This window comes from Pseudoclavibacter sp. RFBB5 (genome assembly GCF_002931555.1).
Taxonomy (GTDB): domain Bacteria; phylum Actinomycetota; class Actinomycetes; order Actinomycetales; family Microbacteriaceae; genus Pseudoclavibacter.
This window is the reverse complement of record NZ_PSTZ01000007.1, coordinates 1,099,769-1,119,828: the sequence shown is the minus strand read 5'-3', so window position 1 is coordinate 1,119,828 and position 20,060 is coordinate 1,099,769. Positions and strand designations below refer to the sequence as shown.

Annotated in this window: 21 protein-coding genes and 2 tRNA genes; 12 read left to right on the top strand and 11 right to left on the bottom strand. The window is 69.3% G+C overall.

Annotation, left to right across the window (positions count from 1 at the left end):
- Nucleotides 1–26: 26 nt before the first annotated feature.
- Nucleotides 27–1,058, top strand: a complete 1,032-nt coding sequence (locus C5B97_RS13205) for an NADPH:quinone reductase (RefSeq protein ID WP_104312444.1) — start codon at nt 27–29, stop codon at nt 1,056–1,058.
- Nucleotides 1,059–1,094: 36 nt separating this feature from the next.
- Here C5B97_RS13205 and C5B97_RS13200 read toward each other — a convergent pair whose 3' ends face one another.
- From C5B97_RS13200 to C5B97_RS13190, 3 genes are all read right to left on the bottom strand, one after another.
- The gene (locus tag C5B97_RS13200) at nt 1,095–1,928 is read right to left on the bottom strand and encodes an SDR family NAD(P)-dependent oxidoreductase (protein ID WP_181027007.1); all 834 of its coding nucleotides are present in this window, start codon (nt 1,926–1,928) and stop codon (nt 1,095–1,097) included.
- A gap of 60 nt (nt 1,929–1,988) precedes the next feature.
- On the bottom strand, nt 1,989–2,531 hold the full coding sequence (locus C5B97_RS13195; RefSeq protein ID WP_104312443.1) for a DinB family protein: 543 nt from the start codon (nt 2,529–2,531) through the stop codon (nt 1,989–1,991).
- A 65-nt stretch (nt 2,532–2,596) separates the two neighbouring features.
- A tRNA-Arg gene (locus C5B97_RS13190) sits at nt 2,597–2,671 on the bottom strand.
- Between the two features lie 135 nt (nt 2,672–2,806).
- On the opposite strand from C5B97_RS13190, the gene C5B97_RS13185 reads away from it, so the two are divergent.
- The gene (locus C5B97_RS13185; RefSeq protein WP_104312442.1) at nt 2,807–3,223 is read left to right on the top strand and encodes a DUF5668 domain-containing protein; all 417 of its coding nucleotides are present in this window, start codon (nt 2,807–2,809) and stop codon (nt 3,221–3,223) included.
- A 94-nt stretch (nt 3,224–3,317) separates the two neighbouring features.
- On the opposite strand, the gene C5B97_RS13180 is transcribed toward C5B97_RS13185, so the two are convergent.
- Nucleotides 3,318–3,602, bottom strand: a complete 285-nt coding sequence (locus C5B97_RS13180; RefSeq protein ID WP_104312441.1) for a hypothetical protein — start codon at nt 3,600–3,602, stop codon at nt 3,318–3,320.
- A 3-nt stretch (nt 3,603–3,605) separates the two neighbouring features.
- Here C5B97_RS13180 and C5B97_RS13175 point away from each other — a divergent pair, with 3 nt between their 5' ends.
- Genes C5B97_RS13175 through C5B97_RS13165 form a run of 3 tightly spaced genes read left to right on the top strand, consistent with a single transcriptional unit; the run spans nt 3,606 to nt 9,128 of the window.
- On the top strand, nt 3,606–7,538 hold the full coding sequence (locus tag C5B97_RS13175; protein WP_104312440.1) for an ATP-binding protein: 3,933 nt from the start codon (nt 3,606–3,608) through the stop codon (nt 7,536–7,538).
- Between the two features lie 2 nt (nt 7,539–7,540).
- Nucleotides 7,541–7,807, top strand: coding sequence for a hypothetical protein (locus C5B97_RS13170; protein WP_104312439.1), 267 nt, complete (start codon nt 7,541–7,543; stop codon nt 7,805–7,807).
- On the top strand, nt 7,800–9,128 hold the full coding sequence (locus C5B97_RS13165; protein WP_104312438.1) for an MFS transporter: 1,329 nt from the start codon (nt 7,800–7,802) through the stop codon (nt 9,126–9,128). Before C5B97_RS13170 ends, C5B97_RS13165 begins: the two co-directional genes overlap by 8 nt.
- A gap of 109 nt (nt 9,129–9,237) precedes the next feature.
- Here the strand turns inward: C5B97_RS13165 and mscL are convergent, their stop codons facing one another.
- Genes mscL through C5B97_RS13150 form a run of 3 tightly spaced genes read right to left on the bottom strand, consistent with a single transcriptional unit; the run spans nt 9,238 to nt 10,676 of the window.
- Nucleotides 9,238–9,675 (bottom strand): large conductance mechanosensitive channel protein MscL, encoded by a 438-nt coding sequence (gene mscL / locus C5B97_RS13160; RefSeq protein ID WP_104253781.1) that lies wholly within the window; start codon nt 9,673–9,675, stop codon nt 9,238–9,240.
- Between the two features lie 45 nt (nt 9,676–9,720).
- Complete coding sequence (locus C5B97_RS13155) at nt 9,721–10,038, bottom strand: FmdB family zinc ribbon protein (protein WP_104312437.1); 318 nt, start codon at nt 10,036–10,038, stop codon at nt 9,721–9,723.
- Between the two features lie 59 nt (nt 10,039–10,097).
- Nucleotides 10,098–10,676: a 5-formyltetrahydrofolate cyclo-ligase gene (locus C5B97_RS13150; RefSeq protein ID WP_104312436.1), complete on the bottom strand. Its 579-nt coding sequence runs from the start codon at nt 10,674–10,676 to the stop codon at nt 10,098–10,100.
- Between the two features lie 134 nt (nt 10,677–10,810).
- Between C5B97_RS13150 and C5B97_RS13145 the strand changes: the two genes are divergently transcribed.
- The 4 genes from C5B97_RS13145 to C5B97_RS13130 all read left to right on the top strand — a co-directional run bounded on the left by C5B97_RS13145 (nt 10,811) and on the right by C5B97_RS13130 (nt 14,589).
- Nucleotides 10,811–11,734, top strand: a complete 924-nt coding sequence (locus C5B97_RS13145; protein ID WP_104312435.1) for a UTP--glucose-1-phosphate uridylyltransferase — start codon at nt 10,811–10,813, stop codon at nt 11,732–11,734.
- A gap of 12 nt (nt 11,735–11,746) precedes the next feature.
- Nucleotides 11,747–12,394: a GNAT family N-acetyltransferase gene (locus tag C5B97_RS13140; RefSeq protein WP_104312434.1), complete on the top strand. Its 648-nt coding sequence runs from the start codon at nt 11,747–11,749 to the stop codon at nt 12,392–12,394.
- Between the two features lie 97 nt (nt 12,395–12,491).
- The gene (locus tag C5B97_RS13135; protein WP_104312433.1) at nt 12,492–13,613 is read left to right on the top strand and encodes a hypothetical protein; all 1,122 of its coding nucleotides are present in this window, start codon (nt 12,492–12,494) and stop codon (nt 13,611–13,613) included.
- A gap of 43 nt (nt 13,614–13,656) precedes the next feature.
- A complete protein-coding gene (locus tag C5B97_RS13130; RefSeq protein ID WP_104312432.1) occupies nt 13,657–14,589 on the top strand; it encodes a hypothetical protein in 933 nt (310 codons plus the stop codon).
- A 12-nt stretch (nt 14,590–14,601) separates the two neighbouring features.
- Here the strand turns inward: C5B97_RS13130 and C5B97_RS13125 are convergent, their stop codons facing one another.
- The 3 genes from C5B97_RS13125 to C5B97_RS13115 all read right to left on the bottom strand — a co-directional run bounded on the left by C5B97_RS13125 (nt 14,602) and on the right by C5B97_RS13115 (nt 17,075).
- The gene (locus tag C5B97_RS13125; protein ID WP_104312431.1) at nt 14,602–15,438 is read right to left on the bottom strand and encodes a siderophore-interacting protein; all 837 of its coding nucleotides are present in this window, start codon (nt 15,436–15,438) and stop codon (nt 14,602–14,604) included.
- The gene (locus tag C5B97_RS13120; RefSeq protein WP_104312430.1) at nt 15,435–16,253 is read right to left on the bottom strand and encodes an ABC transporter ATP-binding protein; all 819 of its coding nucleotides are present in this window, start codon (nt 16,251–16,253) and stop codon (nt 15,435–15,437) included. The genes C5B97_RS13125 and C5B97_RS13120 overlap by 4 nt, the downstream gene beginning before the upstream one ends.
- Nucleotides 16,254–16,445: 192 nt before the next feature.
- On the bottom strand, nt 16,446–17,075 hold the full coding sequence (locus tag C5B97_RS13115; protein ID WP_181027006.1) for an AraC family transcriptional regulator: 630 nt from the start codon (nt 17,073–17,075) through the stop codon (nt 16,446–16,448).
- Nucleotides 17,076–17,472: 397 nt separating this feature from the next.
- On the opposite strand from C5B97_RS13115, the gene C5B97_RS13110 reads away from it, so the two are divergent.
- A tRNA-Ala gene (locus C5B97_RS13110) sits at nt 17,473–17,545 on the top strand.
- A 62-nt stretch (nt 17,546–17,607) separates the two neighbouring features.
- On the opposite strand, the gene C5B97_RS13105 is transcribed toward C5B97_RS13110, so the two are convergent.
- Nucleotides 17,608–18,357 (bottom strand): NADPH-dependent F420 reductase, encoded by a 750-nt coding sequence (locus C5B97_RS13105; RefSeq protein WP_258068235.1) that lies wholly within the window; start codon nt 18,355–18,357, stop codon nt 17,608–17,610.
- Here C5B97_RS13105 and C5B97_RS13100 point away from each other — a divergent pair.
- Both C5B97_RS13100 and C5B97_RS13095 read left to right on the top strand, forming a co-directional pair.
- The gene (locus C5B97_RS13100) at nt 18,356–18,706 is read left to right on the top strand and encodes a DUF2200 domain-containing protein (RefSeq protein ID WP_104312427.1); all 351 of its coding nucleotides are present in this window, start codon (nt 18,356–18,358) and stop codon (nt 18,704–18,706) included. The genes C5B97_RS13105 and C5B97_RS13100 overlap by 2 nt on opposite strands.
- 56 nt (nt 18,707–18,762) lie before the next feature.
- A complete protein-coding gene (locus tag C5B97_RS13095; RefSeq protein ID WP_104312426.1) occupies nt 18,763–20,046 on the top strand; it encodes a heparan-alpha-glucosaminide N-acetyltransferase domain-containing protein in 1,284 nt (427 codons plus the stop codon).
- The last annotated feature ends 14 nt before the right edge of the window (nt 20,047–20,060 follow it).

Below are 20,060 nucleotides of genomic sequence, written 5' to 3'. Positions count from 1 at the left end.
GCGCCTCGGCCGTGCTGGACCTTGGTATGAAGGCAATCGTCTACGCATCCACCGGTCCCTCCGACGTCCTCTCCCTGGTCGAGCGCGAAGTCGCGCAGCCGGGGCCAGGGGAGGTGCGCATCAGGGTCGTCGCCTCGGGCGTGAACCCGACAGACTGGAAGGCGCGCGAGGGAGGCGGAGCCGGAAGCGCACTCGGCTTCGACGAAGTCGTCCCGAACCAGGACGGTGCCGGGGTCGTGGATGCGCTGGGCGAGGGCGTGACGGGGCTGGCGGTCGGTGACCGCGTCTGGGTCTACCTCGCGGCGCACCAGCGTCCGACGGGTACCGCGCAGGCGTTCACGGTGCTGCCCGCCGATCGCGTCGTCGCCCTGCCCGAGGGCATCGGCTTCGATGTGGCTGCCAGCCTTGGCGTGCCGGCCATGACGGCGCACCGGGCGCTGACCGTGCACGAGCACGGCCCCGCCCGTCTCTCGCCCGGGGCGCTCACCGGCCGCACGGTGCTCGTGCACGGTGGCGCCGGCGCGGTCGGGCACGCGGCGATCCAGCTCGCGGCGTGGGCAGGTGCGACGGTCATCACCTCGGTCAGCAGTGAAGAGAAGGAGGCACTGGCTCGGGCTGCCGGAGCCCACCACGTGGTGCGCTACCCCGACCCCGCGCTTGCCGAGCGCATCCAGGAGCTCGCCCCGAACGGCGTCGACCACATCGTGGAGGTCGCGCCGACGCAGAATGCGGCGCTCGACGTCGAGGTCATCGCGAATCACGGCAGCATCGCCTACTACGCGAACAACAACGGCGACGAGTTCACCGTGCCCATCATCGCGAGCTTCGCGAAGAACGTCCGCTGGCAGGGACTGCTGCTGTACACGGTGGGGCCGGATGCGCTGCACGCGGCCGCCGAGGACGTGACGGCGGCGCTCGTCGACGGTGCGCTGCCCGTGGGGGAGTCGGCAGGTCTGCCCATCACGTGGTTCCCGCTCGAGGAGACCGCGGCGGCGCACGACGCTGTCGAGGGTGGCGCGGTCGGGAAGGTGCTGATCCGCGTGGCTGACGAGGCCTGATCCCGACCCCGCGGTGCGGCCTCGTCCTCGGGGCCGTCAGCCAGGGAAGCGGGGGTCGCGGCGATACTCGTCGAGCCTCGCGCCCAAGGCGGCGTGCACCTGTGGTGGGGCGTCGTCGCCGATCAGCAGTCGCACTCTCGTGTCGTCCGGGTCGACGACGTGCGCGAGGATCTCTGCGGCGGCATCCGCGGGCGAGGTGCCACTGGCCTGCGGCTCGTCGGCAGCTGGCGCAGACGGCCACGGCACCTGCGGCGTCCCGAAGAGGCTTGTGCGCAGCTCGTCGTAGGCGGCCAGTGGCTCGCTGAACTGCATGCTGCCGCCGGCCCAGTCGGTGCGGAGCTCGCCGGGTTCCACGATCGTGACGCGCACCCCGAAGCTGGCGACTTCGGCGGCCATGGCCTCGCTGAACCCCTCGAGGCCCCACTTCGCCGCGTTGTAGAGGCCGAGCGTCGGCATGGTCCCAACCGCGCCGACCGTCGAGATCTGCACGATGTGCCCCGATCCCTGCTCTCGCATCCCGGGCAGCACCGCCTGGCTGAGCCAGAGCGGGCCGAGCAGGTCGGTGTCCAGGATGCCCCTCGCGTCCTGCTCCGAGACTTCCTCTGCCGTGCCGATGAGCCCATAGCCGGCGTTGTTCACCAGCACGTCGATCGTGCCGAACCGGGCTGTCGCCTGGTCGACCGCCGCGAATACGTCGGCTCGGTCGCGGACGTCGAGCGGCAGCACCAGCAGGTGTTCGTGCGCCGGGAGCGAGTGCTGGCCGCGGGCCGTCGCGACGACGTCGTGGCCGGCATCGAGTGCGGCGATGGTGAGGGCGCGTCCGAGTCCGCGGTTCGCGCCGGTGATCAGCCAGGTCTGCGATGAGGTCATGCCCGCAAGGGTAGGAGGCGATCCTCGCCGAGACGTGTGTGCAGCGGGGAGCCGGAGTCCCTACTCGCCGACGCTCCCGTCGATCGCCTGGCGGAGCAGGTCGGCGTGCCCGTTGTGCCGCGAGTACTCCTCGACCATGTGGATGAGGATCCACCGCAGCCGCGGGATGCGGCCGTCCGAGAAGCCGCTCGCCGCGGGGTGCTCGAGGCCGCCGAGCTGGAAGGCGCGCTCGGCCGCGGCTCGTGACCGCGATACGGCGGCCTCCCACGCTGCGAGGAGCTCGGAGGGCTCGCTGTCTCGCGCGGTGTCCCACTCCCAGTCGGGCGTGGCCTGCCAGTCGATCGAGGCCCACGGTTCGCGCGGCTCCTCACCGAGGAGGACGACGCCGAACCAGTCGTCCTCGACGTACGTGAGGTGCTTGACGAGGCCCCCGAGGGTCATGGTGCTGGGTGACAGCGTCTTCGCAAGGTCACCCGCGCTGAGCCCTGACACCTTCCAGGCGAGCGTGGCCCGGTGGAAGTCGAGGAAGCCGTTCAACGTCGACCACTCATCCTCGCCGAGCGGCGGCTCCGGGCGATGCTGCTCGTCGAAGATCGTCGTCATGGTCCGATCCTACGGACCCACTAGTGCCAGCGCGGGATTGCGGCCGCTGCGATGCACCGAAGAACTGGTGCCCCTGGAGGGACTCGAACCCCCAACCGTTTGCTTAGGACGCAACTGCTCTTCCATTGAGCTACAGAGGCTGGCGCGACAATGCTACCGGTGCTCGCGGACTTCCGCGCGCACTGCGACCCGCTGCAGCCTGGGAGCGGCCGGAAGTTCATCATGATTTCGCAACGAACGGGTCCGTGGACCGCTCGAAGTGGAAGTGTTGGGTCATGAGCACCTCAGAACAGCGAAGGGCGAGCCTCGCGGGCCCCATCGGCCTCGGCATCGGGCTCATCATCATGGGCACCGCCTACCTCCTCGACCGTCTCGGCATCCTCCCCATAGAGTGGGGCATCCTCTGGCCGATCTTCCCCATGATCGTGGGTGTCGTCGCCCTGATCACGAGCATCCGCAACTGGTGGGGGTGGATCCTCATCGCCGTCGGCGCGTTCTTCTTACTCAACGAGCTCGTGCTCGGCGGGCTCGGCAACATCTGGGAGCTGTGGCCGGCTGCCGTCATCGTCGTCGGCATCGTGTTCATCGTGAACGCCATCCGGGGGCGGAACAGGTCGGAGACGGTCGGCGGGGATGGGGCAGCCGGTCAGGTGCCGCCGTACGGTACCGACCCCGAGTCGCGCGAAAACTAGGCCAAGCTCGGCGCAACCCACGCGCGCCTCCACCCTCCGACCGGCCGAGACACTTACAGTGTCACGCGTGTGGGGTCTGTTTCGTAAACGAGGTTCAGAGCCGGGCGACGCGAAGAGCGACGATCACGGCTCCGGCAAGGGTGCGCCCACAAACAATGAGACGGAGCCGATTCCCGACCTGAGTCCGGTGCGGGAACGCCTCGAGCGCGAGCGCGCCGAGCGTGGTGAGGGCGACCGCGATGACCACGACAACGGCCAGTCCCTCGACCTCGGACGCGACCACGAAGACGGTGTGCGCGCACGGAACGCCGACGGTCCGAGTCTCACTCGCGGCCGCTCCTGGGTAGCGGATGCGGTAGCGCACGAACGCAAGACCCACCCAGTGCCATCGGAGGACGAGCAGGAGCTCACCGCGCTGGACCTCGAACGCGCCGAGCAGGCGCGGGCGCTCGAAGCGGCCGTCGACGCAGCCCAGGACGCCTGGCTGCACGAGCTGGCGCAACTCGGCGGACCATCTCCGCTCCTCGACTTCGCCGACGAACCAGGCACGTACGTCGAACTCACCAGCGCGCACCCCGGCGGCATCGCGCCATTCGCTGCGGGCAAGACCGTGCTGCTGTCGGCGCTCGTGCGCGAGAACTCGTCGTTCCGTGGCGCTCGGGACGCCGCCGACCTCATCGCGCAGAAGGGCACCGAGCTGCTCGCCGGCCGCGGCATGAGCACGATCCAGCTCGCCACGGGCTTCGCCGAGTGGACGCAGGACGGGAAGCACTTCCGCGCGCCCATCCTCACTCGCACGGTCGACCTGCGCCGTGCAGGTCGCGACTACGAGTTCACGCTCAAGGGCCCGAGTCGCGTGAACGCCTCACTCGTGCGCCACCTCGCGCAGCACTTCGGCGTGCGCCTCCCAGTGGCCGAGCTCCTCGAGCTCGCGAAGTCCAACGACGCCTTCCTGCCGCAGCAGGTCTTCGACCGCACGCGAGCGCTCGGCGCGTCCATCCCGCAGTTCACGGTCTCGGCCCGCGCCGTCATCTCGAGCTTCGGCGAGGTGGCAAGCGCCATGCTCCGCGACACCAACGAGCTCACCCACCCGGTGCTTCGAGCCCTCGCGGGTGACGAGGAAGCACGCCGCCAGGTCGCCGCGCCGCGGCCCGCCGAGCAGCGGCCAAGCCCAGACCGTCGCGACCCGGTCGGGGACCGGTTCCTGCTGGACGCGGATACCGAGCAGGAGCGCGTCGTCGACGCGATCGCGGCCGGCAACTCAGCCGTCATCAACACGATGCCTGGCACCGGCCTCACGCAGACCGTCATCAACGCGCTCGGTCTGCTCGTCGCCGACGGCAAGCGCGTCCTCGTCGTCACGCCACGCTCAGCGAGCATCCGCGCCATCAGGGCTCGCCTCAAGAGCGTGGGACTCGAGGGCCTCGCCGTGACGCCACGAACCCTCCGCCGTGACGCGATCGCATCCATCTCGCGCAACGAGAAGGCTCGTAAGCCCGCGATGCACGAGCTCGACGACGCGCTCGTCCGTCTCCGCCACGTGCTCGCCGACTACCGCGACGCACTCGTGCACCCTGACCCCGCGCTCGGCGTCTCCGCGCTCGACGCCCTCGAGGAGCTCTCCCGCCTCGAGCTGCGAGAGCACCCGCCCATCACGACGGCGCGTCTCGACCGCGACGCCATCGAGGCCATCGCCACGGGCCGCGATGCGATCGCGCGTCAGCTCCGCGCCGCCGGCGAGCTCGGCCAGTTCAAGTACGGCCCGGACGACTCGCCCTGGTACGGCGTCTCGTTCGAGTCAACCGACGAAGCGAACCGCGCGCAAGAGGCAGCCGTTGAGCTCGACGCGGGAGTGCTGGTCGAGGTCATCGACCGGGCGCAGGAGCTCGTCGGCCGAACCCGGATGCGCCCCGCCGAGACGTACGGCGAACTCGGCATCTACCTCCGCCTGCTGCTCGACCTGCGCGAGACGCTCGACCGCTTCCGCCCGGCGGTCTTCGACCACTCGCTGACGGACGTCATCCACGCCACGAATCCCAAGCGGGAGGGCAGCGACCTGACGTCGGCGCGCCGCCGCCAGCTGCGGCAGCTCGCGAAGGACTACGTGCGGCCCGGCGTCGTCGTGGAGGACCTCCACGAGTCGCTCAAGCTCGCCCAGCGTCAGCGCATCCTCTGGCACCGCTACGTCACGGATGGCTCCACCCCGACCGTCCCCACCGGCATCTCGGACGTCAGGAAGTTCCACCGCGAGGTGGCCGAGAAGCTGCGCCTCCTCGACGAGCCGCTCGTCGACGCCGGCGCCGTCTCGCTGAGCGAGCTGCCGCTGGCGGACCTCCCGGCCCGCATCACGGAACTCGCGGCCGACAGCGAGGTGCTGCACAACATCGTCGAGCGCCTCACCATCATCGAGCGCCTCGAGAACCTCGGCCTCACCCCGCTGCTCGAGGACCTCTCCGAGCGTCACGTCGAGGCGGATGCGCTCGGCGACGAGCTCGAGCTCGCGTGGTGGCAGTCGGTGCTGGAGGACCTCCTCGACCGCGACAAGGCCCTCCTCAACGCCAACACCCGGGTCGTGACGCGACTCGAGAGCGACTTCAGGGTCGTCGACCAGGCGCACACCGATCACTCCGCGGCGCAGCTCGCCTGGCAGCTCGCCGAGGCATGGAAGGTCGCGATCGTCGACTACAGCGAGCAGGCGGATGCGCTGCGGCAGCTGCTGCGCCGCCCCGGCGTGCCCTCCACGAAGCTCGCCCTCGAAGCTGGCGACGTCTCGAAGAGCATCGCTCAGCTCTGGCTCACGACTCCATACGATGTGCCGCTCGTCAGCGAGCGCATCCACTTCGACACCGTCGTCCTGGTGGATGCGGGAACGATGTCGATCGCCGAGAGCATCGGGGCGATCCGTCGTGGCGACCAGGTCGTCGCGTTCGGGGACCCGGTCACCCAGTACCCGACGCCGTTCACGGTCGCCGTGACCCGACCGTCGGCCGACAGCACGGACACGTGGGGTCTCCGGCACACCGACCAGGTCGGCGAGTCCGTGTACTCGCGGCTCGCCGAGTTCCTGCCGGAGCACGCGCTCACGCGCAGCTACCGCGCGGGTGGCGAAGACCTCGCTGAACTCGTCAACCGGCGCTTCTACAAGGGGCGGATCCGCTCCATGCCCTGGGCTGGCACGTTGCTCGGCCACTCGAGCCTCAGCTTCTCGTTCGTGGAGAACGGAACGGGGCTTCCCGACCCGATCACCGGCGGCGTCGAATCGACGGACGCCGAGGTGAGCCGCGTCGTCGAACTCGTCGTCGACCACGCCGTCCACCGCCCCCGCGAGTCGCTCATGGTCGTCACCGCGTCCGCCCTGCACGCCCGTCGAGTCGAGCAGGCCGTCTACTCCGCGGCTTCCCGACGGAGCGACATCGCCGAGTTCTTCACCTCAGCCCGCGGCGAGCCGTTCACCGTCACGACGATCGAGCTGGCCACCGCCCAGTCGCGCGACCGCGTGATCTTCTCGATCGGCTTCGGCCGAACGCCGCACGGCCGCGTCCTCGCGAACTTCGGAGTGCTCGGCACCGAGCTCGGCGAACGTGCGCTTGCCGTCGCCATGACGCGTGCCCGCCGGTCGCTCGTGGTCGTCTCCTGCATCCGGCCCGGCGAGCTCGACCCGTCGCGCATGTCGCGGGGCGTTCTCGGCCTGGCGCAGATCCTCGGTGAAGCCGACCCGGAGGCGGCCAAGGCAGGCACGCCCGCTGGCAGCGCCGCACCGTCTGAGCCCACTGCCGGAGACCCCGCGACCGACGAGGAGGGTGACGGCGAGGCACGCGACGTCGAGGCACCGCCCATGCTGCTCGACCTCGCGAACCGACTCGAGTCCTTCGGCATGACCGTCGAGCTCTTCCACCGCGGACGCATCCCGCTGGCCGCCGCCTACCGCGGCCGGGCGATCGCGATCGACACGGACGGGCTCGACCTGCGCATCGCGGGCTCTGCGGATGCGACGCTGCGCGAGACGCTGCGCCTGCGCCCAGAACTCCTCAAGCGCCTCGGCTGGTACTACCTGCGCGTGCACTCCTTCGAGCTGTTCGCGCACCCTGAGGCCGTCGCGCGTCGCATCGGCAAGGCCCTCAAGGTGCCGCTGCCCGCTGAGACGGCCGGTATCGCGGCCGGCTCGATGCAGGGAGAGCTGGGTGAGCTGACCTCCGGTCGGTCAACGACGGATGCGGGGGCCGCGGCAAGCGCGAGCCTCGCGTCGGTCACGCTGCCCGATGGCAATCAGCAGATCGCGATCGCTCGCCCGGGCGAGCCCGGCGGTTCGAGCTGAGCGTGACCCACTCGAACGACCAGAGCGAGCCTGCATCGACGCCCATCGGGCGCAAGCCGCGACGCCGCGTGACGACGGCGCCGCCGCCCGGCAGCGACCCAGCGCCGCAGTCTGTCGACGGCAGGCGTGAGCCCGCCGTGCTCGCCGGCGAGGACTCTCCGAGCGCCTGGGGCGACGCCGACGTGCGCTACGCCGACGACCGTGCTGAAAGCCCCAGGGGGCCCAACGACGACCGGCTGCGCGCCGACAAGCCACCGCACTATGGCTGAGCGGGCCATCGAACCGAACGACCCCAACGTGCCTGGTTCGGATCCCGAGCATCCCACCACCGGACAGACCCCTGTCGTCTCGAGCGCGGACGGCCCCAGGCCTCCCATCCCCGCAGAGATCTGGGTGCTGCTCGTCGCCACGTTCTTCATCGCGATCGGCTTTGCGCTCATCGTGCCCGTGCTGCCCCAGTACGCGTTGAGCTTCGGCGTCGGCGCGACGCTGGTCTCGGTGGTCGTGAGCGCGTTCGCGTTCATGAGGCTCGTGTTCGCCCCCGGGGCAGGCGCCCTCATCAACAAGCTGGGGGAGCGGCGCATCTACGTCGCGGGACTCCTCATCGTGGCGGCGTCGACGGCCGCCGTGGCGTTCGCTCAGGACTACTGGCAGCTGCTCGTCTTCCGGGGGCTCGGTGGCGTCGGGTCCGTGATGTTCACGATCTCCGCCGCCGGCATGATCGCGCGCTACTCGCCGCCGCAGATCCGCGGGCGCATCTCGGCCCTCTGGGGCGGCATCTTCCTCGTCGGCAACATCGCCGGACCCGCGGTCGGCGGGGCGCTCGCGCAGTTCGGCATCGGCGTGCCGTTCCTCGTCTACTCGGGCACCCTCGTCATCGCCGCGGCCATCGTCGGGGTCATGATGGGGCGCGCGCACCGCGTCACTGCCAAGAAGGCCGCCGAGGAGGCCGGACTGCACGATGCCGGCGACGACCGAGCCCCCGGCATGAGGAAGCTCGAGCCGAAGTCCCTGCGCGAGGCGCTCCAGGACTCCGCCTATCGTGCCTCGCTCGTGTTCGGCTTCGCGAACGGATGGGCGAACTTCGGCGTGCGGACGGCGATCCTTCCCTTGTTCGTCGCGACAAGCATCAGCCAGGAGCCCTGGGTGATCGGGGTCGTCATCGCCGTCGGCGCGGTCGGCAACGTCGTCTCGCTGCAGTATGCGGGGCGGAAGACGGACCGTGTCGGGCGTCGCCCGTTCATCCTCATCGGCCTCGGCGTCTCGGCGGTGGCGATGTTCGCGACGGCGTTCGCCAGCGATATCGCCACGATGCTCGCGCTGAGCTTCGTGCTGGGACTGGGCTCCGGGCTCGCGGCCCCCGCGGAGCAGGCCGTGATCTCCGACATCATCGGCTACGGACGCAGCGGCGGCCAGGTGCTCTCCACGTACCAGATGACGCAGGACGGTGGGAGCATCCTCGGCCCGATCGTGGCCGGCGTCATCGCCGACCTCTTCGGGTTCACCTGGGCGATCATCGTCTCGTCGCTGATGCTCGCCATCGCGTGTCTCTCTTGGGTGTGGGGCCGCGAGACGTTCCGTTCGTCCTGATCGGCCCATGGCCTGCCCTTGAGACGGCGCCGAGACGCAAGAACGCCGCCGGGGTGACCGGCGGCGTTCTTGCGCAGCGCTTGGGGCTGCGGCGCTGTAGCGAGTTCGACTAGGCGCGAGTCTCGGGGCCTTCGCCCTGGAGCTTGGCTGGCGACTCCTGCTGGGCCTTGAGGAGGTCGCGGATCTCCTCGAGGATGTCCTTCTCGGTCACGGCGGCCTCGACGGCGGGCTTCGGCTTGCCGTGGATGAGGCGGTAGCTCATGTCGTTGAGCTTGTTGATCGGCACGATGATCGCGAAGTACACGACCGCTGCGATCAGGACGAACTGGATGATCGCCGCGATGACCGCGCCGAAGCCGATCTGCGCCCCGGCGATGTTGACGGTCGCGGCCGCGATGTCGTCAGCCTGGAAGATGGTAGCGATGATCGGGTTGAAGATGCCATCGACGATGGCGGTGACGATGCCGGTGAACGCGGCACCGATGATGACGGCGACGGCAAGCTCGATGACGTTGCCACGCATGATGAATTCGCGGAATCCCTTCACGGGGTCCCCTTTCGTTCTGTACTCGCGTACGGAGAAGTTGTCAGTTCAGGAAGAAGCTGAAGTGCTGCTGCTGGAGGTGCTGGAGGCCGCGGCTGGAGCCGGGTCCTTCTTGGCAGGTGCGGGCTTCGACTCGGAGGTGGCCCCCGAAGAGGAAGCGGAGCCGGAGCCGGAGCCCTTCTTGGCGCTGGCCGCGGAGTCGGTCCGGTAGAAGCCGGATCCCTTGAAGGAGACGCCGACGGCACCGAAGACCTTGCGCAGCTTGCCTCCGCACGCGTCGCAGACCGTGAGGCTCGAGTCGGCGAACCCCTGCTGGATGTCGAAGGCGTTGTCACATTCGGTGCAACGGTAGGAATAGGTAGGCATAATCTCGCTTTCGGGACCAGGACAGCATAAACGCGCCGGAGGGCCCGCGGGGTAATGCGTCAGAAACGTGTGATCCCGGACGGCGTGACGACGCCATCCACCCGCTCGTCGTGCACCTCGCGGGGGACAACGCCGACGAGTTCGTCGTCGAAGACCACGGCGAAGACGGGCGGCCTGTCGGCCATCGAGCCGAGCGTCCGGTCGTAGTAGCCGCGCCCCCAGCCCATCCGGTAGCCCTCCAGATCGATGGATGCGGCGGGCACGATGAGGAGGTCCGCGTCGCCGAGCGCTATGGGCCCGAGGAGCTCGCCGATGGCTTCGGGAAAGCCGAGCTCGTGCGGGTGCTCCGATTCGCCGTCGGAGACGACCCAGTCGAGGAGTCCGTCTTCACGTGTGACGGGGAGGAGCACGGTGATGCCAGCGTCGCTCGCCCAGTTGAGGAACGGCCTGGTGCTCGGCTCGAACTCGCCGGAGAGGTAGCAGGAGATGCGTGTCGCGCCGTGGGCGACGACGAGCTCCCGCAGGTGGTGCGAGAGGTGTTCGGCGTGCTCCGAGAGCAGCAGCTCTCCGTGACTGCGTCGTCGCTGTCGGATCTCCGCGCGGAGGGCGCGCTTCTCGGTCTTCGCGTCGGTCGCCATGGCAAGGAGCCTAGCGAAGGGCACGTGCGCGGCTCACGCGCGGCCGTCGAGGGACCCGCAGGTGCCGCGCCGCGATGACGCGCGCGGGCGCTTCGCGTTTCGCGACGACCTGCGAGGGCCATACGATACGGCCTATGTCCTCGCGCATCACAAAGGCCGTTATTCCTGCTGCGGGTCTCGGGACGAGGTTCCTGCCTGCGACGAAAGCCATACCGAAGGAGATGCTGCCGGTGGTGGACCGGCCGGCGATCCAGTACGTGGTCGAGGAAGCAGTCGAGGCGGGCCTGTCGGACGTGCTCATGATCACTGGGCGCAACAAGACGACCCTCGAGAACCACTTCGACCGGGTCGCCGAGATCGAGGCGCTCCTCGAGGCGCGGGGTGAGACGGAGAAGCTCGCGAGGGTGCGGGCGGCGACGAATCTCGCCGACGTGCACTACCTGCGTCAGGGCGACCCGCTCGGGCTCGGGCACGCTGTGCTGCGCGCGCGTCAGCACGTCGGCGACGAGGCCTTCGCCGTGCTGCTCGGTGACGACATCATGGCGGGTGGCGGTTCGCTGCTCTCGCGCATGATCGAGGTGCACGAGGCGACGGGGGCGAGCGTCGTCGCCCTGCAGGAGGTCGACCCGGCCATGATCTCCTCCTACGGGGTCGTTGCCTATGACGCCGCCTCGAGCGTCGCGGAGGGTGTGCCGGGCGCCGGTCCGGACACGATCCAGATCACGGGTCTCGTCGAGAAGCCGTCTGTCGAGGACGCGCCCTCGAACTTCGCGGTCATCGGCCGCTACCTGCTGCGCCCCGAGGTCTTCGCCGTGCTCGAGCAGACGAAGCCGGGCGCCGGGGGAGAGATCCAGCTCACCGACGCCCTCCAGGTGCTGGCCGCGAACCGGGCGGAACTCGGCGGTGTCGTGGGCGTGGTCTATCGTGAGCGTCGCTTCGACACGGGGAACAAGCTCGACTACATCAAGGCGATCGTCGAGCTCGCCGTCGACGACCCCAAGCTGGGGCCGGCGCTCAGCCCGTGGCTGCGGCAGTTCGCGAAGTCGCTCGCAGAGTAGACTCCGCTTCCTATGAGTGCTTCCGTTCCCACGCTGACGCACGGCCCGGTGTCGCTGCGTCCCATCAGGGTCCGGGATGCGCGGGAACTCGAGTCAGTGCTGCTCGCGAACCGCGAGTGGCTGCAGCCGTGGGAGGCGACGAGCCCTGGTGGTGGCGGTCGCTGGGACGTGCGCGGCGGCATCCGTTCCCTGCTGTCCCAGGCCTCGGCGCACACGGCCCTGCCGTTCGTGATCACGTACGAGGGTCGATTCGCCGGCCAGCTGACGGTGTCTGGCATCAGCTACGGTGCCCTGTCCTCGGCGACACTCGGCTACTGGGTCGCGCGTGACTTCGCGGGGAAGGGGCTCGCGACTATCGCGACGGCGATGGCCACGGACCACTGCCTGCAGGGGCTCGGTCTGCACCGCATGGAGATCTGCATCAGACCCGAGAACGCGAAGTCCCTGCGGGTCGTCGAGAAGCTGGGCTTCCGGTACGAGGGCCTTCGTCGTCGGTACATCCACATCGACGGTGACTGGCGCGACCACTTCTGCTTCGCCGTCGTGCGCGAAGAGGTGCCGCAGGGGGTGCTGCGACGGTGGCGCGAGGGCGCCGCCGACGAGCGTGAGGCGCAGGTGCCCGAGGCTGATTGGGAGCGGACGTCGAACCCTCTCCGGTGAGGTTCAGCCCGCGCGTCGCGAGAAGTTCAGGATTCCCGAATCTGACACTCCGCAGCAATCGGCGGCCGCGGGTGCGTCCGCGCTTAATGTTGACGCCATGCAGTTCGGCAGCAGTCTCGTCCTCGCCCTGGCGGTGACGCTCTGGCTCGCCTATTTCGTGCCGACGTGGGTGCGCCGCCGCAACTACCTCGCCACTGAGCAGAACGCCATCCGCATGCAGCAGGCCCTGCACTCGCTCGCGACCACGAGCGATCTCGGTGGGGCTCGCGTGCGGGCCGACGGGCGTGGCGTGAGCGAGCAGGAGCGCCGCATCAAGCGCGCGAGGGCCGAGGCCGAGCGCGCGGAACGTGAACGCGATGAGGCGGCTCGTCGGGCCCTGCCTGCCGTGACCGTGCCCCGCTCTGCGGAAGACCGCCAGCGCGCCGCGCGTGCGACCCGGCGCGGTCGTCTTGTCACCTCTCTCGTGACGCTCGTGGGCATCATCGCGGTCGGAGTGGGCATCTCGCTCGGCGCGACCGCAGGGGTCTGGTGGGTGCTGGTTGCCGGTGTGGTGTCGGTGCTCGCCGGAGTCGCGGGCCTGCAGCGTCTCGCCCGCATCGCGAACGCGCAGCGGCTCGCGGCACGAGTCGCGGTTGGCGCCGAGCGCCAGCCGAAGGCTGAACGACGCGCGGATGCAACGATCGACTTCTCGGTGAGCGACGCGGCCGGCCCCGCAGCTCAGCCAGCCGCGGAGGTCCAGGTCACGGAGCCGCTCGACGGCTGGGTTCCCGTTCCAGTGCCGAAGCCCCTGTACCTCGAGCGTGCGTCCGCGGAGTCGCTGACTGCTCTTGAGGAGGAGTCGGGGACCCCCGGGCGGCCCGGTCCGGACGGTCCTGGCGGCGGTGTCGAGATCGAGAAGGTCAACCACCTCGAGCTGCTTCGTGAGGCAGCGCGTCGGTCCGAGCAGAAGATTCGGGATGCGCACGCGCAGCCAGGGATCGCGACGTTCTCGACGCGCGCTTCCGCCGCGATGCAGGGGGTGCCCCTCGCGCAGACCGCGGCCACGCGTGCCGGGCTGGCCCAGTCGTCGCCGCAGCTGAGCGAGGCCGTGCTGAACCCCATCGTGGTGGCCCCGGTCGAGAAGCGGCCGAGCCGCTGGGCGAGCATGGGCATTCTGGACGAGGTCGAGCCCGGCATGGGCGATCTCGACGCCGCGCTTCGGCGTCGCCGCGTCGGCTAGTCGCCGCCAGGCGGTGCAGGCGATCCACTAGTGTGGTCGGATCATGGCAACACCAGTAGACGGCGACCCGTTCGCGAAGACCGACGACTCATCGATCGATGTGCCGAACGGGATCTTCGCGGCCGGCGATGAGACGCTCGACCGCACCGGCGCGACGAACGCTCGTCTCCTCCTCGGTGGTCCTTTCGCGCGCTTCCGTGCCGCTCCGGCTGCCGCCCGGGTGAGCTGGTTCGTGGCCGCCGTCGCACTTGTGGTCGTCGTCGTGGTGATCCCCGTGTCGATCGGCTCGTTCGCCTCGGTCCGCAAGGAGTCGCTCGCAGCGTCCACGGCTGCCCCTGCGCAGCCGGCCGTCGTGGTCCTGAGCCCGGAGACCCTCGCTGTGAGTGCGCAGGTCGACGCGATCGAGCCGGCGTACGTCATGTCGAACGGTCTTGTGACGGACGAGTCGAAGACCAAGATGGGCGACCTGCTCGCGACGGCTCGGGATCAGATCGACGCGAACGACGCCGCCGGCGCCACTTCGACGATGCAATCCGCCGTGCCGTACTTCGTCGCGGAGTACTCGCAGCGGGTTGCGACCGCAGCGGAGACCGAGGTCGAAGAGTACGACCAGTCCGAGTGGGAGACCGATGAGCGGCTGGCTGAGCTCATCGAGATCGTCCGCGCCAACGCGCAGGGTCAGGATCTGACGGCGCTGGTCGCCGCGGTCATCGAGATCCCGCAGGTGGTTGGCGATGCCCGAGCCGAGCACTTCGGCAACCGCCGCACCTACGTTCCGCCTGCTCCCACGACCGCTGCGCCTGCCCCCTCGGCGCCTGCGGCGACGCAGCCACCAGCGACCGAGGCTCCGCAGATGACGCAGGCGCCTGCGCCGTCGCAGGCTCCTGAGCCGGAAGAGACGAAGCCCCCGGAGCCGAAGCCGGAGCCGCAGCCCAGCGGTGGCCCCAACTTCACATCAGCCCCCAACGGCGACTGACCCGGCCGCCCCTCAGTTCTCTGCCCGGCCGATCTTCCAGTACCCCGAGAAGGTGATCGAGCTCGGCGGCAGGTCGCACTGGCGGACGAGGTGTCGGCGGATGACCTTCACCGTCGACGATTCGCCGGCCAGCCACGCGTAGAACGAACCGGAGATCTCCGTCGCGACGGCCCAGGCATCCACGGCCTGGGTGAGCCGCTCGCCGTATGGGTGCTGCCCTCTCACGAGCCACGTGACGACGACGTCCGCGTTGCCGGTGGGGAGGGGAACGCAATCGGCGGCCGACGGGACTTCGAGGAACACGCTCGCCGCGGTCGTCGTCGGGAGGCGCTGCAGGATGTTGCGCACGGCTGGCAGCCCCGTCTCGTCGGCAGCGAGCAGGAGGCGCCTCGCCCCGTGGGGTTGGAAGTCCATGCCGCCGGTCGAGTCGTCCGCTCGGACGTCGGGGCCGACGACGATGAGCTCGTCCCCGGGCCTGGCGTTCGCCGCCCACGCGGTGGCGGGGCCGGCCGGCTGGTGGAGGACGAAGTCGATGTCGATCTCCCGGAGCGATGGGCGCGTCGCACTGGGTGTGTAGGTGCGGATGGGGTTCCGCTGCTCGTCTGGCAGCGTGCGCCACTTCGAGTACCAGTCGGTGAGCGCGGGTGCTGGAGAGTCCTTGATACCGAAGTCGCCGTAGCTGCCGTCGGCGTGCTGGAAGACGAGCTTGATGCGGTGGTCGTTGCCGTGCGGTGCGAAGTGCTCGAGGCCGTCGGCACCGAGCGTGATCCGCACGTAGCTGGGGGAGACGCGAGCCACCCGCTTGACCTGGGTGACGAATGGCGGGAATGGCGTGTATTCCTCGGTCATGCAGGCATTGTCGTGGGAGACCGCTGCACGAGGGCGGAGTGGGCGAGGGGAACGACGAGCGGCGTGCCCGTCTCAGGGTCCGGCACGATTCGTGCTCGAACGCCGAAGACTTCGGCGACGAGCTCCTCGGTGACGACGCTTGCCGGGGGCCCTTCGGCGATGAGCTCACCCGCGTTCAATGCGATGAGGTGCGTCGCGTAGCGTGCTGCCTGATTGAGGTCGTGCAGGACGGCGATGAGGGTCTTGCCTTGGCGGTGCAGCTCGGCGCAGAGTTCGAGGACGTCGATCTGGTGCGCGAGATCGAGGTAGGTGGTCGGCTCGTCGAGAAGCACGACGGGGGTGTCCTGAGCCAGCACCATGGCGATCCACACGCGCTGGCGCTGACCGCCGGACAGTTCGTCGACGCTGCGCGCCGCGAGGTCGGTGAGGCCGGTCCGCACGAGGGCCTCTTCGACCGCGTCGTCGTCGTCGTGAGACCACCGCTGGAGGATGCCCTGGTGCGGGTGCCGGCCGCGCGACACGAGGTCGGCGACCGTGATCGTGTCGGGGGCGATCGAAGACTGGGGGAGCAGCCCGATGCGCTTGGCCAGCTCCTTGGCTTTCAGCGTGCGGATATCCGTGGAGTCGAGGAGCACGCTGCCGCCAGCAGCGGGCAGCAGACGGGCGAGCGAGCGCAAGAGGGTGGATTTGCCGCACGCGTTGGGTCCGACGATGACGGTGAAGGAGTTCGCCGGGATGGTGACGTCGAACCCATCGAGGACGGTCCGCTGGTCGTAGGCGACCGTGAGGTCGGCGGCGCGCAGCTCTCCGCTCACGCGAGGCCGCGCTTGCGAGCCTCGGCGATCGGCGGTGCACTCGCAGGGGTGAGCTCGGTGGTGTCTCGCATGTTGTGGACCTACTTCGTCTGGCGGGCACAGGCTAGGCTTGCCTTGCTCCCGAGTATCCCACGGTTCGGCTGTGTCTGGTGTTGAGAGTCCGGTCCTGCGCCTCCCGGGACGCTCCGCGGTTCAGGCGATGAGGGCGTGCGCGCGGTACTGGCCCGGGGTCATCGCGAGCACTCGTCTGAAGGCGTCGATGAACGTGCTGGTCTGCGCGTACCCGAGCGTTCGGGCGACGAGCGCAACGCTGTGCCCGTTCGAGAGCTGCTCGAGCGCTGATTGCACGCGGACCAGCTGGCGCCAGCTGTGGAACGAGACGCCCGTCTCGTTCTGGAAGATCCGGGCGAGCGTCTTGCTGCTCACTGCGAGCGATTCGGCCCATTCGTCGAGCGATCGGCGGTCGCCCGGGTCTGCGCTGAGCACGTCTGCGATGGGCAGGATGCGCTGGTCGCGGGGCATGCGGACGCGGAGGTCGTGAGACGTTGGGGCGAGGTTGTCGAAGAGGACCCGCTCGATGTTGCGGCGCTGCACCTGGGTGAGGTCGGCGGCCTGGAGGCGGACCAGCAGTTCCTGCAGCAACGGCGTGACCGTCACTCCGTAGGCGTCTCGGGGGCGGAGGAACGACTCCCGCTCAGAGAAGAACGTCGCCTGGAACTCGCAGTCTGCGGAGACGCGGCTCGTGTGGACGATGCCGGCAGGGACCCAGACGGCGAAGTGAGGCGGCACCACCCAGACGCTTCGCTCTACCACGAGCTTCATGATCCCGCGTTGCACGGAGAGAAGCTGGCTCACGGGATGCGAATGCGGCTCCCACTGGACAGCGTGGCCCTGCTCTTGCCTTGGCAGGGTTCTCGCCGCGGGAAGCAAGGCGAGAGGCGGGGAGACGTCCGGCTCGATCACGGAGGTGTGCGAGTCACGTTGCCACGTAGGCGGGAGTCCGGCGGTGCGCATACCTCGAGATGGTACACACTGTGGGACCGTTCCAAACGATCCGTATGAGTAGTCAAGAAGCTCATACGGATTCCTCCAATGTTGACGTCCGTGATCCAGGATCGTGGAACCTTATGCGGGATGCACGGTGGCTCTGATTCGGCGACGGCTCGCGCGGGTCGCGTTGGCAGTCCGTGCTGCCCAGTGGTAATGTTTCCTCCCGTCAGGGCCTATGGCGCAGTTGGTAGCGCGCCTCGTTCGCATCGAGGAGGTCAGGAGTTCGAATCTCCTTAGGTCCACAGCACTGAGGGCCCGATCACTCGATCGGGCCCTCTTTTCGTGCGCTCCGCGTCGCTGGCTATCAGCTGAGGTCGCGGTAGCGCTTCGCCTCGGCGAGCGCCGCCACCAGCTGGGGTTTCGTCGCTCGGGCTCCATAGCCCGGGGTGTCGCGCTGGATGCGCCACCCCTCGGCGAGCGGCGTCACCTCGACCGTGTCGAAGCCGAACTCGTCGTAGAGTCCGCGGACCACGTCGAGGGCGTCCTGGCTGTCGCTGGCCGCGACCAGAGCGCGCCGATCGGCGTCTCCCGCGGGGCGAGCATCCCTGGTGATGTCGGCGGCGCCGATGTGATTGAACGCCTTGACGACCCGCGACTGGGGGAGGTGCTGCTGGAGCAGCTCGGATGTGGTGGTGGTCTCGTCGTCGAGTTCGGCGATGGCACCGTCGCGCTGCGGATAGTAGTTGCTGGTGTCGAGCACGATCTTGCCGGCGAGTGCCTCGATCGGCACGGCGCTGTATGCGTGGAGCGGGATGGTCACGACGGCCACCTCCGCGGCTTCGGCAACTTCTATGGCCGTCGCCGCGCGAGCCGTCGGTCCGAGTTCCGCGACGAGCGACGCGAGCGTCTCCGGCCCGCGGGAGTTGCTGATGACGACGTCGTACCCCGCCTCCACCGCCTTCCGAGCGACCTGGCTGCCGATATTGCCTGCACCGATGATTCCGAGAGTTGTCATGCTCGAACCAACCCCGGATGCGCGCGGAATCTTCCGATGTGACAGCGCGTGACGGCAGGTGACGTCGCTAGAATCTGGACAACACGAGGGAGCTGACATGGCAGGCCATCGCATCTACGGGACCGCGTTCGCGGACGTCTACCCGCACTACGTCACGAAGGCGGAGCGGAAGGGGCGCACGAAGGCCGAGGTCGATGAGATCATCCGCTGGCTCACCGGGTACTCCGAGGAGCAGCTCGACGGGACCATCGAGCGCCGCGTCGACTTCGAGGGCTTCTTCGGCGATGCGCCGCTCATGCAGCCGAACCGCGCCCTCATCAAGGGCGTCGTCTGCGGCATCCGAGTGGAGGAGATCGAGGAGCCTCTCATGCAGGAGATCCGCTACCTCGACAAGCTCGTCGACGAGCTCGCGAAGGGGAAATCGATGGAGAAGATCCTCCGGAGCTGACTCCGCCTCCCCGCGGGGACGTGCGCGTCGGCGCGCCGTGACGGTAGCGTGAATGCGTGAGCGCCCAGAGCATGCCAGGCAAGCCGGCCGCACCCCTCCGAGGTGGTGGGCCTGCCGGCGAGGGCGCTCGGCGCGCGGGACGCATCACGGGCCTCGACCTCGCGCGCTTCCTGGCGCTCATCGGCATGATGGCTACGCACGTGTGGGTCACCAACTCGGATGGATCCACGCCTGCCCTCGCCGCGTTCCTCGGCGGCAAGGCGGCCGCCCTCTTCGCGGTGCTCGCCGGGATCGGCGTCGTGCTCACCACGAGGAAGCAGCGGGACCGCCGCGCCTTCGGAGCGGCTGCCCTCAACGTCTTCGGGCGAGGCCTGGCCCTCATGGTGATCGGTATGACCCTCGGCCTCGTGCCCGGCCCGATCGCCGTGATCCTGGTCTACTACGGGCTCGTGTTCTGGCTCGTCGCGCCGCTCCTCCGGCTCTCGAACGTGTCGCTGCTCATGGTCGCGACCGCCTGGGCCGGGCTGTGGCCGTTCCTGTCGATGCTCCTGCGCGCGCCCCTCAACGTCGGCTCCGAGCTCGGCACACCCAGCTGGCTCGACCTCGCGCATCCGCTCGAGCTCCTCCGGGGGCTCTTCGTCACGGGCACCTACCCGGTGCTGACCTGGGTGGTCTACGCGATCGTCGGCATGGTGGTCGGGCGGATGCTCCTCGTCGCCCGCGAGCGCGGCACGATCCTGCAGCTGAGCCTCGGACTCACGGCCTTGGGATCAGTGCTTGCGCTCCTGGGCGTCGGCATCAGCATGCTGCTCGCCGGGCCGTTCGGCGGTCTGAGCTCGATCAGCGCCTCGACGGGTGCCGGAGATCAGGCGTCCGAGCTCTTCTACTCCGCCGCCTTCGGCACCACCCCGACGGAGAGCGGCTGGTTCCTGGCATCGCCCGCCCCTCACTCCGGGACGACGTTCGACCTGGCGATCACGGCGGGCACCTCAATCATCGCCATCGGCCTGTGCCTCGCCGTCTGCCTGCGACTCGGCGACGCGACACTCCGCGTCCTCGGACCGGCTCTCGGTGCGGGGGCGACACCGCTGACGATCTACACCCTGCACGTCATCGTGGCAGGGGTCACCTATACGGCGCTGGTCCACGGCGGTGTGCTCGCGGATGCCCCGGAGCTGTTCTGGCTCGTCTCGAGCGCCCCGATCTGGCTTATCCATGTCGCGTGCGCGCTCGCCGTCGGCGCCGTCTTCTTCTGGTGGCGGCGTCGGGGCCCGCTCGAGGCGGCCGTGACCTGGACAGGGCAGCGATTCGCGTCCCTCACGGATGCGCGTCGCGAGTGAGCGCGCCGAAGGTG